Source organism: Sporolactobacillus laevolacticus DSM 442 (assembly GCF_000497245.1).
GTDB lineage: Bacteria > Bacillota > Bacilli > Bacillales > Sporolactobacillaceae > Sporolactobacillus > Sporolactobacillus laevolacticus.
Window position 1 is genome coordinate 13,887 of sequence record NZ_AWTC01000018.1, and the last position, 16,236, is coordinate 30,122.

The following is a 16,236-nucleotide window of genomic DNA, read 5'->3' on the forward strand; positions in this document are numbered from 1 at the left end:
AATGAACCCTCCTGTCATTTCCTGCAAATTTTTCAATCTTCAAAAATTATAGGCAACAGTCAAGGAATAGACAGCCTATTCCCAATCTAGACTTGAATATAATAGTTGACCTGCAAAATGATCGTCACGACAGTGGCAATGGCAGTCACCGAAGCAAAGAATGCATCGGAATACGTTGCCTTGATCATCTTGTATGATGTTCTCTTTACTTTAAAATTCAATTTATAGTAATGCATGGCCAGTGAAATGGAATGGCCTTTGCTGAGTACGCGAAATAATAGCGGCAGCGAGACAATCACATAATTTTTCATTTTTGCGAGCGCGCTGCATTTATCAACTTCAAGTCCACGTGATTTCTGCGCTTCCATGATGGTCGCAAACTCCTGGACAATCATTGGTATGATCTGGAACACAAGACCAACACCGAAGGCTACTGCATAAGGCACCTTCCAAGACTGAAGGCCAAGGATGATCTGGCTGAAGTTTGTCGTCAGAATCACCGTGTAGAAGGCTGAGATCATCAAGAAAATGCGTAAGGAATAAACAGCGCCTTTGTAAAAATCGAACCAATCAAGACTGAACACGTAAGGATTGCCAAAGATTGAAAATGCAGCTCGATAGATTGTTGGTCCCGCGTTAACCGTGAATGCGCCGAGAACCAGCCAAAGCAGAAAAATAAAGAGCAGTAGTACTTTAACTTTGTTCAAAAGGACAAGCATATATTTGCCGATTCGTCCGGACAGCCAGATCGCTAGGAATACCACAAATAAGAATAAGAGCGCAACGCCGCTTTTCACAAAAGAAGTCAGCACGGACATGATGATGAAAAAGACAAATTTCGTGCGCGGATCCAGGCGATGTAAATAGGAATTTAATTCAACGTATTGCAAGAAGTCACCCAATGTCTGATCCCCCAGTAAAGCCTTAATTTTTACTGTTTTCTATTAAATGGAGCTTGCTGATAACCGCTTCGGCGAAGCTATCCACATCACAGGCAAGCCGGTTTAATCCAAGTCTTCTAGACAGAGTAACGACCGGTGGCAGGTCAATGTTGATTTTTTCAAACAGCGCCTCGTCATCGGCAAGCTCCTGCTTACTTCCCTCATCCAGCTTCTGTGCCTGATCTAGTACCAAAAGCTGGTCGGAAATTTTAAACACGAGCGGGATTTCGTGACTGATCAGAATCACGGTCTTGCCCTTCTCTTTCAGATGTCTAATAATGTCTTCCAAATGATTTCTTAAGTGAAGATCCATGCCTAATGTCGGTTCATCAAGAATGATCACGTCCGCACTTGAGAACAACACGGAAAGGATTGTTAACAAGTGCTTCTTGCCCATCGACAAATTGACCGGCAGTTCATCCTTGTCCTTAAGCAGGTCATATTTTTCAAGCACAGCAAGCGCTTCTTCTTCGCTGAAGGGAACACCCTGAGCCCGCGCACAGAAGGTTAATTCCTGATAGACACTCTCTTCAAAAAGCATGTGTTCAGGATGCTGGAACACAAGGATGATATCCCTGCTAATCTCTGCGACTGATTTGTCCGTTGTTACCGCACCTTTATAAGTCACTGCGCCTTCCGTAGGTCGATACAATCCGTTCAGATGCTTAACCAGTGTTGTCTTACCTGAACCGTTTTGGCCCAATATAGAAATGATCTTTCCTTTTTCGAATCCTGCGTTGATTCGTTTAAGCGCCTGAAATCCATCTTGAAATCTTTTACTGAGATCAATGACCGAAAGGACTGCTTCGGTTTGTTCTTCCGGTTCGTCATGTAGCGGCGGTACTTCTGTTCGTTCAATCCGGCCGCTGAGTTCTTTGAAGGCTTCATCTAGCGTTGAAAAAGGCTTAAGTCCCTCCACTTTTGTAGAGAGTTCACGATAGATTTCAACTTCTTGAGGAATGATGACCCCTAACTTTTTCTGCACGTCAAATTGTGCGAAGAATTCATCTCTGTTGCCGTCAAAAACAACTTCGCCTTGGTCAAGCCCAACGACATGATCCACGATGCCTGAAAACCAGTCCAGATTGTTGTCTACAATGACAGTTGTCTGGCCAGATGATCTTAACTGGTTCAGCACCGACTGAATCAAGTGCTTACCTCGTGGATCCAGTGAACTAACCGGCTCGTCCATAATGACAAGATCAGGGCGCATGGCGAGGACGGAAGCGATGCAAACCGCCTGTCTCTGGCCACCGGAAAGTGTGGATACCGCACGTTTTCTCAAGTGCTGAATATGAAGTAGATCCAGAACATATTCGACACGTTCATGAATGTCCTGGCTGGCCAGCCCCATGTTCTCGATACCGAAAGCGATGGCATCCTCAACCCCGTAACCAAACAGCTGATTTTCCGGGGTTTGGCTGACAACAGAGATGGTTACTTCATCACCAGCCTGAAACGAGCCCGACAATTCCCCTTTGTTCATCAAAGTGGGAATAACGCCGCTTAGGATGCTGACCAGTGTCGACTTGCCGCATCCGCTTGGACCAACGATCGCCGTGACCTGAGCTTCCTTTATTTCCATATTGATATTTTTTAAGATTTGAGGTGCTTCCGGGCTATATTTATAGCTCACGTTCTCTATTTTGAAACTCAAGTTCTTGTCTCCCCGCTTTATTGGATTGCGTCAGATGGATCAATCGGGAACAACGGCAATTTTTCAAGATAGATAATATCTTCACGGTTAATGGCATCCTCACCCTCAGCGAGAATCGCCGCTTTGCCGACTAAAGTGCCTCCGGCTCTCTTAATCAACTTTTCCAGCGCTCTGACTGATTCACCTGTGCTGATCACATCATCCACAATCAGGATTCGTTTTCCCTTGATCATTTCACTTTCTTCTTTTTCAATACAGAGCAGCTGTTTTCTCTGAGTTGTGATCGAATAGACTTCGGTAACAAATGGATCACTCATATATGGCTTGATGCTTTTGCGAGCGACAACGTAGCGTTTCATTCCTGAGATTCTAGCAAGCTCTTGAATGAGCGGAATGCCTTTGGCTTCCGCCGTAATTAAGTAATCTGCCTCCGGGATTCGTTTCTTGAGTTCCGCAGCAGCAAGTGTAACAAGTTCCGTATCCCCGAGGATGACGAAACTCGCAATCTTAATATTATCCGCGATGCGGACAACCGGCAGTTTTCGTTCTACTCCCGCAACTTTAAGTACATATTCATCCATTCATTGCTCACCTGATTCCTACAAAAATTGGTCCTCATCATTTTGAGGAAAAAATAGAAAAAAGCAGGGAACAGGTGTCCTCTGCCTTCTGACATTTTTTCTGAATCGCCATTGAAAACAGAAGAAATTCTGCGTAAAAAACCCTATATAGCAGAATTTCAACTTGGTTCAAGCAGAAAAAAGAACACCATAGCGCAGGCAATTTACGGTCGCCGCGTAGAGACTTCCACACCTTATTTGCAGACTTATATGGTTTCACATTCTATGTAATTCGACTTAATTCGACGCATTTCTTAATAGAAATTATATCACTGTAATAATTTTTTGGCAACCGAATCATTATTCAAAATATTTTTCGTTCTCTCTCTAATTATGCTCAGATTCGCCTGTCCTCTAGCGCCAATACATACCTCAAAAAAGATCGATATCGCTGATGTATCGCTGATGGGTACACGCACACATCGTTTGCCATACTTAGCATTTGGCAATTTGCTTTTCAACACGCGAATCTGCTCATCATCAGAAGTGTGGAACGTAAAGTGATCCCGTGCTGCTAAGAAAGCTATGTATTTGCCATCATAAAAATAAGTCGGCATCTGGGAAAACGTTGTTTCTTCCCAATCCGAAAAATGGGTACGCATATAAGTCACCATTGCGCTTAACCATATCTTTTGTTCCTTACCGAAACGATTGAGGTACTCTAATCGTTTCAAATATTCATTAAGCGGTTTCATTTTTTCACCATCCAAATCAAAGGTTTGTATGTTTAGAATTGATAAATTTTGCCTATTTTATACACAGCACCGAAAATCATGAACCAAAAAGCATCAATTGAAGTTCTCTATATGTACTATTGCTTTGAAGGCTATCCGCCTCGGATGAATTGTGAATGGCCGTCCCTAGCCATGCAAAGACATTGTACGAATATGAGGAATTCAAAAAGGCAGAATCTGTCGTTGCCTACATTTACGATTTAAAATGGAGCACGCAAGAAAAAAAGCCATTCTTGTCCCAAAATGGATAGGAATGGCTTAACTGTTGAAAAAGTTTGGAGGCGGACTTGGTCCTATTCTCGGTGAAGTTGGTCCTATTCATAAAAATGTTGATCCCGTTAAATAGTACTCTTTTATAAGAACCTTTTACTCTCGTTCTAAAATATATCTCCGCTTATAAAATCCAAATTTTTGATAAAAGTCTAATGCATGCTCATTGCCTTCACTGACACCGATGACGATGGTTTGGGCCTGATAATTTTCCAACCACGTAATTGATCGATTGATGAGTTCCGCTCCTAGCCCATATTTACGATATTCATTTTCAATGAATAAAGAATCAATTTCTCCCTGTTTCTCCTTGTTTACGGTACAAATACAATAGCCAACATAGGCATTATTTGTTTGATCAACAATTAAATTGATGGTGACATCACAGGCCTCTTTTAGCAAATTTTGTTTTCGCTTTTCAAAAGTGAGCTGCTCAAATTTATGTGAAAAATGTGTTGAACGTTTTTTATGGTATTCATTTAGTTTAGCCCATAAAGGTTCTACAATATCAAGCAACTCCGGTCCACCACTAATAATTTCTACTTGTTTCATCGTATATTCCTCACAATCATCAAAGAAAATAGTCAATAATCTGATTTAGAATTGAACACTCAGCTTTTGAAAATGATGTATGCCTGTACCAAATCTAACCAGGCTATGATTAATTAAAAAATCAGCATCAACTCTGGCTTCATGCAAAATAGATGAATCCATACCAAGTTCGTTATGCCCACCAAAAACTTTTGAAACGTCTTTTTCTAGATTTGCAACCTTCTTAAACGACTTTACCAAGTCGGCGGGATTTGTAGAAGGGAAGAAGGCATAAATTGGTGTCTTTGTATAGATTAAATCGCCAGTAAACAGGTAGCCGGTTGATTCATCGTAAAAGCATACATGACCGGGTGAGTGTCCCGGTGTGTCAATTACTTTAAGCTTTCTTCCACCAAGTTCAAAGACATCCTTGTCTTGAAACAGACCGGTGGGTTTTCCTTTAAAGATGTTATAGTTTTCAGGTTGTACTGACGGAGGGAGTGGTTTTGTTATATCTCTAAAAACTTCTTTACGGATCTGCTCAATTGATAAACCCGGAATTCCATTTTCTAGCCAATCTTTTTCTTTCGTATGTACATAGATTTTATTGAACAATCCATGGCTGCCAATATGATCCCAGTGAACATGAGTGGTTAATACGATAACCGGGAGTTTTGTCAGTTGGTCAACAACAGAGCGTAAATTACCTATACCCAATCCTGTATCAATTAGCGCTGCTCGTTCATGACCGATTAATAGGTAAGAGTGGACATGCTCCCAGTGTCCGTATTCGCTGATTGCAAATGTTTGGCTATCAATCTTCTCAACGGTAAACCAGTCAGTATTTGACATATGATCACTCTTTTTATTGGTAGATTCTTTTTTTATTTTGACGTATCCATCTACTTCAAAGTAAAGAAGAACTGTGCAGTAAAAATTAAATTGCCATCAACTCCTTTAGAGAACTTATCATTTTTCTTTGACCGTATTCTTTTATGGTACTTGTTCTGTTTATTAAGACTGAATATATACCAATACTATTTGCTCCTAAAATATCTTTTTGTTCATCGCCTACAAATACCATTTCGTTTGCTGCCACATCCAGATTGTTTAATAAATCTGAATAACCCTGTTTGTTTGGCTTCCTAAAGCCAACGTCAACCGAGGTCAACAATACATCAATATATCTCTTAAAAGCTTCAATATCATTTAAAACATAATCCCTATCCATCCCATAGGGTACATCCGTTAAAATGCCAATCCTTACTCCTTGTTTCTTTAAAGTTTCTAAGGTTATGACTGTATCATCGTATAGGCGTGACGTTCGTTGAAAATAAGAATAAAATACATTTTTTATTTTGTTTAAATAGCTATCCTTGTTCAAATTCCATGCTTCCAGCATTTCAGAGAATATTTGGTTTGATGATACTTCAACTTCTCTATAATTCATTCTTGTATTATATTTTGATAGTATCTCTTCTCCTATTCCAATCATATTATTATTAGGAATACAATCACAGCTGATCAGAACATCTTTAAGAGCTTCTTTATACAGACTTTTCCAACTTTGTGGAACATTTTCGTATTTAATAAGAGTACTTCCCAAGTCGAATCCTATCGCTTTCATATTTTTTGCTCCGATTCAAGTTATTTTCTGAGTACACTTTTGCTCATTATCCGTTAACTGCGTAGCAAAGACGTACCATGAAACAAACGTGTTTAAGTGACTTTCAAATATTGAGGTTATCCTCTTCACTATTATTTTGTTCAGTATCAATGAAATGCAGAAGTATTAGTCCAACGGTACAAAGCAATCCAACTGTTACATAGATCAAATAAGCGACATTCATTTGTATGTATATGCCTGATAGTGTTGGCCCGAGAAAGAATCCTAGGAACGTAAAGGTCTGTAAAATTCCATTGGCCGATCCGCGGGAATCTACAAGAAATAAACGATTGATCAAAGAAGGCAGGACAGTCGTTAAGCACATGAATCCGGACATGACAAGTATCGCTGAGAACCAGATACAAAACGCGAATGGGGCAAGGAGCAGGATGAGACCTGAGCCGAGAAAAAGCAGCGAGATAAAGCTCACACGTTTGAAATGTCCGTAATCTGCATCCCTTGTTCCTAGCTTCATGACGATCATTCCTATAATTAATGCGGGGGCAAAAACAAGCCATAGATTACTAATTGGCATATAGTGATCAAACTTATCCGGCAAAATAAAAAACAGGCAAGCCATGATAAAGTTATAAATAACACCAAGTAAACTAATGAAAATTAGATTTTTGTTATGAACCATTTGCCAAAGCATTGCCCACGGATGGCTATTTGTATTATGCCCTGAGAACTTTTCATGGGTGAAGAATAGAATGAACAGCAAAGAAATTCCGATCAGGAAGGCTGCGCCAAGAAACAGCCATTTTAGACTCATGAATTGATAAAGGATGGGGCCTGCGACGAAGGCAATTACAGCCGATGGGGCGACAATCATCCCAACAAATCCCATCGCTTGATTACTTTTTTCCTTAGGCGTAACGTCTCCTACCCAGGAATAAGCGATCCCCATAATCGCACCACTTCCCTGAAGTGCTCGTGCAAAAATAAAGACATAGATATTTGATGTTAGTCCAGCAAGAAGCAGACCGAGAAAAAGCTGAAGGAGACCAAGTATTAATAACTTTTTTCTTCCTATTCGATCACTCCACACACCATAGGGAATCTGGAAAAATCCATTTGTCAATCCATAAATACCTAGAGCCAGCCCGGCTAAAAAAGGCGTGCTTCCGTTCAATTGCCTACCAAATAATGAAATAAAAGGATTAAGCATGGTCATCGACAATTCCCGGAGTCCCATAATAATACCCAGGAGAATGAGAAACTGTTTATTTAATGGCTCTGTTATAACATCTTTTTGAGATGAAGAACCCATATGTATCTCCCCAGTTCTTATCCATTATTTTGCTTACAAAAACGAATCCCCCAAAAGATGATTCTAAATCATTTACTCTCTGATTCAATTATCGCTAACTGCGCAGTAGTGAACGTACTATCTATTATGGGTTTAAAAATGAAATACTTTTTTCAATAACCTTTTTTTATAAGTTCTCAGTTTAGATATATCATGATTCTGAGCATACATTCCTATTAATATAAGAGTCAACCCCACCCCACAACATAGTCCTTCAATAAAACTCGGTAACAAATTAAAAGCATTTGAAATGAGCCAAATTCCATTGAAAAATAATCCTAGTTTAATATAATTGTTAATCTTTTTCATATAGTTCACCTCAGCTATATTTTATTGTGCAGTATCCGTCAACCTTGCAGTACAACACGTTCTCATTATCTATCAATTATCTCTTCTCATTAAGCTATAGCTTTGTGCTGTGGGTCCTATCTCTGGTTGTTCTGCTAGAAAAAGGGCTAGTGAGTAACATCTTTAGGTTCCTTCACCCACTCACTGTCAATGCTAAAAACATTAGATTTTTTGTTGTTATCCATTGACGTATTTACAGGTCCGGGAATAAGTTCATTAACACTTATTTTATATTTCCAGAGTTCCTGAGCTAATACCCGAGTCAGCATCCATAATCCAGCTTTTGAGCAAGCATAAGCTGAACCGCCTTGAGCACCTTTATGCCCTCTACCTGAACCTATTGTTATAATTTTTCCACCATGTACTTTCATATACGGGATCGCTGAATAGGCACAATTATATGCACCAATTAAATTTACATTTATTGTATCCATCCAGTTTTGGGGATCACTCTCTTCTACCAAATTCCGGTCATTGTTAACTCCTGCATTTATGACTAATAGATCAACACCACCGAAATGCTCTTTAGATTTTTTGAACAGCGCTTTAACGGATTCAAGATCCGTCACATCTGTCTGAACTACTAAAGCTTTCCCGCCTTTTTCTTGTATCTCTTCAGCAACTTGTTCGATTTCTAACGCAGTCCTTGCTGCACAAACAACACATGCTCCATTTTCAGCGTAAGCGAGTGCTATCGCTTTTCCAATACCTCTCCCTGCTCCAGTGACTACAGCTACTTTGCCTTTCAAATACATATGATCATCTCTTTTATTCTATTTTTTCTTTTCAATTCGCATATTTTATCGATCACTTTTGGAAATTTATCGATCATTTTCAAAAATATATCGATCACTTTCGCAGATTTATCGATCATTTTACTTTTTAATATTTATATTAAATGAGTTTGGCTGTTAGTATGTCTGGTTTTTCTACCAACTTCATTATTTACTGTGTATTATCCTTCTAATGTGTAATAAAACCAAGGTGCGAAGCATAAGAAATTTAGCTTAAATGTAATCTTTAATCAATAGCTGGCTTAAGTTACAGAGGCCATCGATATTTTGTTTTTCTAAGGGTACAAAGCCAATTGAACTTAACCCTCTTTTAAGTTCAATTGGTAGACTTTCATAGAATTGTTCAAATGTTTTTTGATCATCAATACAAAAATAAAGCCAAAGGGCTTCTCCATACATTTGCCATTGAAGGTTAAACAGATCACCGGTATTGATAAATCGTTTATTTTTACGCTCAACTAGCATTTCTTGAAGTGGATCGAGATCAAAAGGTAAGTCATAGTTTTGTTCTCTTAAGTATTCTCTGAGCAAGTGCAGAATTGGAGAGAAGTCTGTTATACTGCTACATTCACGAATCGATGAATACTTTTTTAACGAGCTAAACAGTTGTTGATTTTTCCTGATACAGGGGATTAAACAGCCTGTTGCTAGTGTTCTTTCGGTCATATACATATGTAAGAAGGCAGCTTCACACCACGCCCCCATTGCAGCATGCGTTGCAGAATACGTCCTACCGGCTTTATAAAATTGATTGGCAGCCATTGTCCTATCTTTAACAATTCTTTGAACTTCACTGATCATTTGTTGTTTACCGCTTAATGAGTTGAAAAATTCGATTGCTCTATTTTGAATTGTCTCCAACAGATTACTCTTGTCTCTAATGATCTTAATTTCAGATAGAAATCTAAACGCCCATGGGGATTTGTAAACCTGCTCAATCTGAGGAAGGGGAGTAAAGTGTACCTGAACGATTTCACTACAAAATTCTATGTTTTTATCGATTTGTTGGTCAGAAGCATTAAAGATCGTTAAATCGATATCACTATATTTATCTGCTGTTCCCCTCGCAGCAGAACCGCTAATTGAAGCATAGCTTTCCTCTGGAAAAGTCAAAGTGACAAATTCTTTAGCCAAACGAATCAGTTCATTGCTTCTACTATTCATTAGATGACTACCTCTTTTTTATTTCATTGTAAAAGAATCATTTCAAACTTTGCATATTCAAATTTTCTCAGAATATAATCGTATCCGTTAAGTTCAACGAAAAGAGGTGTATTTATGGGGTATATGGATAATTACGAAAGGGATGCATACGGGATCGTAGCCTTTTGGTTGCGAAATAATTTAGAACATGGTCAATTTTTTGACAGAGAAATCAGTCATCATGAATTGGAATTAGCCCGTGTAAACCAAAGTATGGTTCAGAATTTGGCAGGGATATGGCAGCAGGCGGAACAGAAACAGGGAGATCTTACTACTCTGGTTAATGAATCTGAACAAGCAATAAGTGAATTTCGTCATTTCCTTCTACATGGCATGGATAAGGCTTTACGGTGTCAAGTGATTGTTTCGACACCAGTAGCGCTTATGGATCATATGATACGCGAAGCCGAAGAGTCTAATAATGTATTTGATTTAATGAAAAGTGGCGGTCAAGTTCTCGTATCGGATTCGGTCTTACATGAAAGCGTGTTTTGGTTGAGACAAATGGCTGATCATCTTGCATTTGTACAGCATTATTTAGATCCATCAAATTATGAACTACAAGATAAGGTACGGAAAATGACACATAAGTTTGAACGACTTTTTCTCCAAGCAAATGCACTCAATACAATCATAAGAAAACCACGCACTGAAATGTTACCCGTATTAAACGCTTTTAGGCAAATGGTGATCTCAGAAACAAAGGATCTAGAAAAATTCAAATTGGAATTAGATGCGCTCATCAAGCAGTGTGCCGCGATTACAACTGCACCACCAGATTTATTAGAGCATCTTGCCAGAGAAGCCCACCACCTCTGGAGGAATTTAGAGGAAGGAATTACAACATAACTCCATTTCGGGGATGATACATTGCCTGAGCATACCGAAGAGAATGCCCTTTATTCCTTCCAAAAAATCTCTGATAGATTCAAATAAAGTATAAACTCATCCTCACCTAATCACAGGTGGGGATAAATTTTCCTTACTATAACATCCAATTGATTTCTTATAACATTTTCTGCTCGTAAAGGACTATCTTATTATTTGTATTAATCGGTTCTTCAATAACAAAGACAGCCGCGTCTCGTAAGACGGCGGCTTTTTCAAATGCTCATGTTCACTTTTTTATTTCCCAGTAGCAGCGCTTTGGGGATACGATCTTTTCTTCTTTCTTCAGCTTCGTCATGACTTTGTTGACTTCTTTCTTGTCAATGCCTGTTGCTTCGGCAACTGCACCGGCGTTTACAGGTTCTTCCGCTTTTTCAAAAAAGGCGAGTACAGCATCGTAGCTTTCCATAGTCGATCTCTCCCAATTCACACTAATTTTTTAGAGCATCATTCGTTCAGATTTTCATCACCTCTATTATACTCACTCTGCGGGACTTGCTAATGCATAGAGTTTGTCAATTGTTTTCCAATTTCGTGTTGTGGATGGGCTGCTCAGTTTCTCGACTTGATATGCTAGTTTCGAGTTACGAATGCTGTGATGAAATAAAAGATAGACATCGCGTCCGACGATCTTATATTGATCTTCGCCGATATCCGTCGCTTCAAGTTGTTGAACTTTTGCTAAATCAGGCACTTGTTCTAGCATTGTTACATACAGGCTCTCGCCAACCGCCGTCGATTGCGCTTTTTTAATGTCTTCATCCGTAAACGGGCAGTTCTGAATCATTTTTCCCCATTCGTCTTTTGTCCGCAAAATGACGCTGACGGCGAATCCAAATTGGTTCTTAATTGCTTGTTCCATCTGCATTTTCAGGACCTGTTCCTCTTGATCGGATTCAAAAAGGATATTACCGCTTTGAATATACGTGCGTACATGACTCAATCCGCTTCCCGTCAATACGTCTCTAAGTTCCGCCATCTTTATCTTATTTTTTCCTCCGACATTAATGCCGCGCAGCAAAGCGATGTAGATCATCCAAGGTTCCTCATTTCAGTAGTTTTAAATAACTTGATTCACAGGATAAATTTACTTATATTTTACAAAAAGCGGGGTAATGATTTCAAATGTACTTGCTATGGTGAAGGAAGTTGAACCATCCTTTGGAGAATAAAAGATACAGAAACAAAAGAGTACTAATCAGGGGGAGATCAAAACGAATAATGACACACATCTCATCATGATATCGCTCGACGCCGTAAGCACAGACGATGTTGCGTTTCTATTAAAACAGTCCCATTTTTCTAAGCTCTGTTCCCAGGGCACATTGGTCAAAAACGTACAGTCGATTTTCATTTCAAATACGTACCCATGTCATAGTTCCATTATTACCGGCGTCCATCCGAACAGGCACGGACTGATCGAGAATGTTTTCAGTCAACCGGGAAAAGCTTCACCCGACTGGCGGCGCGACGCTCGTCTCCTAAAGGCTCCAACGCTCTATGAAAAAGCTGCAGAAATTGGGCTTGAGGTCTGTTCCATCTTTTACCCAGTGACTTGCGGGGCAAAAATAAAATGGAATTTCCCTGAGGTTCCTGGGGAGATGGGGATGGTCGAACGTGCATCCGTCACGCTTCGTGGAGGCAGTCCGTGGTTTATCCTTTCCTCAATTGTACAGAACAAAAAATATTTGAAAGAAATCGCTGAACCACATATTGACGCATTCACCACACACATTGCGGTCGATGCCCTGCTTAAGAAAAAGCCGGATCTTTTGCTCCTTCACCTTCTTGATGCGGACGACCATAAGCACCGGTTTGGTCCGGACAGTCCACAAGTTACGGATGCCTTGAAACGGCTGGATGATCATCTCGGGCTGCTTATTGATTCTGCTCATCAAGCATGGGGTGAAGAAAACACAGCAGTCATTGTGTTCAGTGATCATGGCTGCCTGAACGTCTCGAATTCTGTTGACCCTAATGATTGGCTTAGAGCTGATGGACTGATTCGCAAGGATGAGACTTCAGGTGCAGAGCATTTCGATGCCTTTTTCCATAACGCCGGAGGCACTTCATTTTTAAAAATAGTGAATCCGTCTGTTGAAGAAACTGCGCGCAACCTTGTCTTAAATTATCTTTCACAGCCATCCGTTCATCGTGCATTGACAGAGCAGGAAATGGAAATCAGTGGTTTCGATCGAGAATTCATCTTCGGCCTTGAAGCGGCGAATGGTTATAGCTTTGGAGAATCTGTAAAAGGTTCGCACGGCTACAGTTTGGCACATGATCATTACCAACCTTTCTATCTGGCGATTGGTCCAGACATTGAAAAAAATACCGTCACGGAAGGCGGCTGCATTGTCGATATTTGCCCGCTAGCCGCTGATTTACTTGATATCCCGCTATGGGCTATGGATGGAAAAAACAAACTGTCCGGAGGAGCGCATCATGTCACCATTCACTAAAACGGAAAAAAGCTGGATTATGTACGACTGGGCCAATTCGGTATACGCGACCATCATTATGTCGGCGATCTTTCCCATTTACTTCGCTGCCGTTGCTAAGTCGAACGGCATTGCCGGTGATGTCTGGTGGGGCTACGCCACATCCGCCTCATCGCTTATCATCGCACTGACCGCTCCCTTTCTTGGCGCGCTAGGCGACTTCAAAGGCATGAAGAAGCGCTTGTTTACATTTGCGCTCCTCTTCGGTGCCTTTTTTACGGCATTCATGGCCTTCACCGACCAACCAATGCTTATGCTTTTTGGCTACAGTCTTTCGTTTATCGGCTTTGAAGGCACCTCACTCTTCTATGACAGCTTTCTGACTGATGTCACAACTCGAGAACGGATGAATAGAGTTTCCGCTTATGGCTATGCTATGGGGTATCTGGGCGGCAGCACGATTCCTTTTCTCATTTCAATTGGACTGATTCTGTTTGGTCGCTTCATTGGTGTGAACGGTACACTGGCGGTTAAAATTTCCGTTGTACTGACGGTTTTGTGGTGGCTTGGGTTCAGCCTACCACTCCTACGCAATGTTCATCAAACGCATTACATCAACATACCCAAGAGCAAATTGGTGCAAAACGCCTTTACTAATCTCAAACATACCATTTCAGCAATCATCCATGACCGAAAGCTTTTGTTTTTTATGATCGCCTATTTTTTCTATATTGACGGTGTGGGCACAGTGATCTCAATGTCCACCTCATATGGCAGTACATTAGGACTGAGCAGCAGCCTGATGATTCTCGCTTTACTTATGACGCAATTGCTCGCTGTCCCATTTTCCATTCTCTTTGGCCGCTTGTCTGAACGGTGGGGAACACATCGTATGCTTCAAGGCGGAGTACTTGTCTACATGCTGATCTGCCTGCTTGGCTTTTATCTCGGTTTCTCATTGGAGCCCCACCAAAAGGCGTATGAAAATGGCTTTACACAAGTGGTCAATCAATCCAGTGCACAGCTCGACCAGCAGACACTGGATTCCATTAAAAAAAATGGGATTTCTATTTTATCGGACGCAGACCGTGTGAACGCTTTTGATCAACAGATCAACACTCTTGCAAATACTCGTGGTAAAACGGAGAAAGCCGAATTAGAACAACTGAGAGTGAACGTTGATGCTTTTTTATCTGATCAAACGCGCGCACAGGATTATACCGATGCTATTCGCTTTTCAACTGTACTTTTCTGGATACTTGCTGTCTTAGTGAGCACGTGCCAAGGCGGTATTCAAGCCCTTAGCCGGGCGTTTTTCGCTAAGATGATTCCGGCAAATCGATCGAATGAATTCTTTGGATTCTATGACATCTTCGGCAAATTCGCTGCTGTTATCGGGCCTGCGCTCTATGCGTTCAGCGCGGCCGCAACCGGCCGTTCGTCATTCGGTATCTTAAGCCTGTTGCTCATTTTCGCCATTGGCTTTGTTTCACTGACGCTGAGCAAAGTTCACTTTCAGTCGCAGCCATCGACAGAGGTTGAAGAACTGTAAGTTTATTCGAAAATGATCGGATTCAATTGGTCCAATCGGTTGATGACAAAATCGGCATGGATTTTTTTATCATTTACTTTGCCCGTCGGATTGTACCAGCATGTCGCAATCCCGGCATTCTTGCCGCCAATGATATCGGCAGCAAGCGAATCTCCGACCATCAGCACTTTGCTTTTATCTGTGATCTGCATGGCTTCGAAGACATAATCAAAATATTCCACCTGAGGCTTTTGAAACCCGATCTCTCCTGAGATAAAAAGATGGGTAAAGAAGTCTTTGATTGTTGATTGTTCAAAACGGCGATGCTGCGTTTTAGAGATACCGTTCGTCACAATCGCCAGCCTGCAATACTTGCTCAGATTCGTGCATAGTTCCTCCGCTCCATCAATGAGCGGTGCACTATTTGCCAACACATTAAGATAATAGGTATTAAAGTCTTCTGCATTTTCTTCAACACCGAGATTGGAAAACAGAAGCTTGAACCGCTTATTCTGAAGGTCTTTAACTGTAATTTGCTTCGCTTCCAGCTGGTCCCATAGCGTTTGATTGATTGATTTTGCGATAAGCCGTACGCAGCTCATCGCTGTATGTATGTCCAAACTGACTTAATGTCTGTTCGAGTGCCACGGTTTCCGCTTGATCATAGTCAAACAAGGTGTTGTCCGCGTCAAAAAGCAGATAATGATATTTGGGATTCACGTTTATTTGCCGGACAACTTTTTGATACAGAAGAGGTTGAATTTCAGGATAGGTCAATAGTTCAGGCAGTGCGTCGTGAAAACTAATTTCAGCGATCTCCAGTTTAGGGAGCTCCGAAAGCTCCTTAACTCCTGCAAAATAAAGCATGCCATATGAAAAATCCCGATCCCGTTCAACAGAATAAACTGCTATTTGTTTGAGATCAAAACCAATCGCTCCGGTTTCTTCGAATAACTCCCGTCTTGCTGCGTCTTCAATCGTTTCACCGGGTTCGCGCTTCCCGCCCGGAATTTCATAGGTGTCTCTTGATTGATGTCGGCAAAAAATCCATTGGTCTCGGTATCTCGCCATAATGACAGCAAATTTAATCTGCGCGTCATCAATATCGGCCGGATCATGAAAATGTACATTCAGCATGCACGCATCCTCATTTCTTAATGTGTTAATTATGGGACACTAAACAACATCGTTACTTTTGCTTCTTTTTCTCTCGCCCTTTTGCTTCATTGTACCAAAAGACTGTTGCAGCAATCGAAAAGGCAAACCTAGAAAAGCGATAATCATTCCCATCCCGATACCTCCA

The 16,236-nt window shown here is 40.8% G+C and carries 16 protein-coding genes, 1 pseudogene and 1 riboswitch; of the genes and pseudogenes, 3 read left to right on the plus strand and 14 right to left on the minus strand.

The window, feature by feature from the left end; genetic code table 11:
- Nucleotides 1–86: 86 nt before the first annotated feature.
- From P343_RS33540 to P343_RS33590, 10 genes are all read right to left on the minus strand, one after another.
- A complete protein-coding gene (locus P343_RS33540; RefSeq protein WP_023511290.1) occupies nucleotides 87–902 on the minus strand; it encodes an energy-coupling factor transporter transmembrane component T family protein in 816 nt (271 codons plus the stop codon).
- 22 nt (nucleotides 903–924) lie between these two features.
- Nucleotides 925–2,598, minus strand: a complete 1,674-nt coding sequence (locus P343_RS33545) for an ABC transporter ATP-binding protein (RefSeq protein ID WP_023511291.1) — start codon at nucleotides 2,596–2,598, stop codon at nucleotides 925–927.
- 17 nt (nucleotides 2,599–2,615) lie between these two features.
- On the minus strand, nucleotides 2,616–3,179 hold the full coding sequence (locus P343_RS33550) for a phosphoribosyltransferase family protein (RefSeq protein ID WP_023511292.1): 564 nt from the start codon (nucleotides 3,177–3,179) through the stop codon (nucleotides 2,616–2,618).
- 170 nt (nucleotides 3,180–3,349) lie between these two features.
- Nucleotides 3,350–3,452, minus strand: a riboswitch (purine riboswitch).
- A 35-nt stretch (nucleotides 3,453–3,487) separates the two neighbouring features.
- Nucleotides 3,488–3,913, minus strand: coding sequence for a hypothetical protein (locus P343_RS33555; RefSeq protein ID WP_023511293.1), 426 nt, complete (start codon nucleotides 3,911–3,913; stop codon nucleotides 3,488–3,490).
- Nucleotides 3,914–4,318: 405 nt separating this feature from the next.
- Complete coding sequence (locus P343_RS33560) at nucleotides 4,319–4,774, minus strand: GNAT family N-acetyltransferase (protein WP_023511295.1); 456 nt, start codon at nucleotides 4,772–4,774, stop codon at nucleotides 4,319–4,321.
- Nucleotides 4,775–4,819: 45 nt separating this feature from the next.
- On the minus strand, nucleotides 4,820–5,605 hold the full coding sequence (locus P343_RS33565) for an MBL fold metallo-hydrolase (RefSeq protein WP_023511296.1): 786 nt from the start codon (nucleotides 5,603–5,605) through the stop codon (nucleotides 4,820–4,822).
- Between the two features lie 85 nt (nucleotides 5,606–5,690).
- Entirely contained in the window at nucleotides 5,691–6,380 is a 690-nt protein-coding gene (locus tag P343_RS33570; RefSeq protein ID WP_023511297.1) for an HAD family hydrolase, read from the minus strand.
- A 103-nt stretch (nucleotides 6,381–6,483) separates the two neighbouring features.
- Nucleotides 6,484–7,689: an MFS transporter gene (locus P343_RS36475; RefSeq protein ID WP_023511298.1), complete on the minus strand. Its 1,206-nt coding sequence runs from the start codon at nucleotides 7,687–7,689 to the stop codon at nucleotides 6,484–6,486.
- A 494-nt stretch (nucleotides 7,690–8,183) separates the two neighbouring features.
- Nucleotides 8,184–8,831 (minus strand): SDR family NAD(P)-dependent oxidoreductase, encoded by a 648-nt coding sequence (locus P343_RS33585; protein WP_201767689.1) that lies wholly within the window; start codon nucleotides 8,829–8,831, stop codon nucleotides 8,184–8,186.
- 252 nt (nucleotides 8,832–9,083) lie between these two features.
- Nucleotides 9,084–10,034: a nucleotidyltransferase domain-containing protein gene (locus P343_RS33590; protein WP_023511300.1), complete on the minus strand. Its 951-nt coding sequence runs from the start codon at nucleotides 10,032–10,034 to the stop codon at nucleotides 9,084–9,086.
- Nucleotides 10,035–10,148: 114 nt separating this feature from the next.
- On the opposite strand from P343_RS33590, the gene P343_RS33595 reads away from it, so the two are divergent.
- On the plus strand, nucleotides 10,149–10,922 hold the full coding sequence (locus tag P343_RS33595; RefSeq protein ID WP_023511301.1) for a DUF2935 domain-containing protein: 774 nt from the start codon (nucleotides 10,149–10,151) through the stop codon (nucleotides 10,920–10,922).
- 268 nt (nucleotides 10,923–11,190) lie between these two features.
- On the opposite strand, the gene P343_RS33600 is transcribed toward P343_RS33595, so the two are convergent.
- Together P343_RS33600 and P343_RS33605 are read right to left on the minus strand one after the other, a co-directional pair.
- On the minus strand, nucleotides 11,191–11,370 hold the full coding sequence (locus P343_RS33600) for a FaeA-like protein (RefSeq protein WP_023511302.1): 180 nt from the start codon (nucleotides 11,368–11,370) through the stop codon (nucleotides 11,191–11,193).
- A gap of 72 nt (nucleotides 11,371–11,442) precedes the next feature.
- Nucleotides 11,443–11,997 (minus strand): DUF1697 domain-containing protein, encoded by a 555-nt coding sequence (locus tag P343_RS33605; RefSeq protein WP_023511303.1) that lies wholly within the window; start codon nucleotides 11,995–11,997, stop codon nucleotides 11,443–11,445.
- 202 nt (nucleotides 11,998–12,199) lie between these two features.
- Here P343_RS33605 and P343_RS33610 point away from each other — a divergent pair, with 202 nt between their 5' ends.
- Together P343_RS33610 and P343_RS37535 are read left to right on the plus strand one after the other, a co-directional pair.
- Nucleotides 12,200–13,423, plus strand: a complete 1,224-nt coding sequence (locus P343_RS33610; RefSeq protein WP_023511304.1) for an alkaline phosphatase family protein — start codon at nucleotides 12,200–12,202, stop codon at nucleotides 13,421–13,423.
- 58 nt (nucleotides 13,424–13,481) lie between these two features.
- Nucleotides 13,482–14,954 (plus strand): MFS transporter, encoded by a 1,473-nt coding sequence (locus P343_RS37535; protein ID WP_422784832.1) that lies wholly within the window; start codon nucleotides 13,482–13,484, stop codon nucleotides 14,952–14,954.
- Nucleotides 14,955–14,956: 2 nt separating this feature from the next.
- Here the strand turns inward: P343_RS37535 and P343_RS33615 are convergent, their stop codons facing one another.
- Complete coding sequence (locus P343_RS33615; RefSeq protein WP_084297844.1) at nucleotides 14,957–15,535, minus strand: YjjG family noncanonical pyrimidine nucleotidase; 579 nt, start codon at nucleotides 15,533–15,535, stop codon at nucleotides 14,957–14,959.
- A pseudogene (locus P343_RS0119180) lies at nucleotides 15,456–15,950 on the minus strand (NUDIX hydrolase); the annotation flags it as partial. The gene P343_RS33615 and the pseudogene P343_RS0119180, both read right to left, overlap by 80 nt.
- Nucleotides 15,951–16,236: the final 286 nt, after the last annotated feature.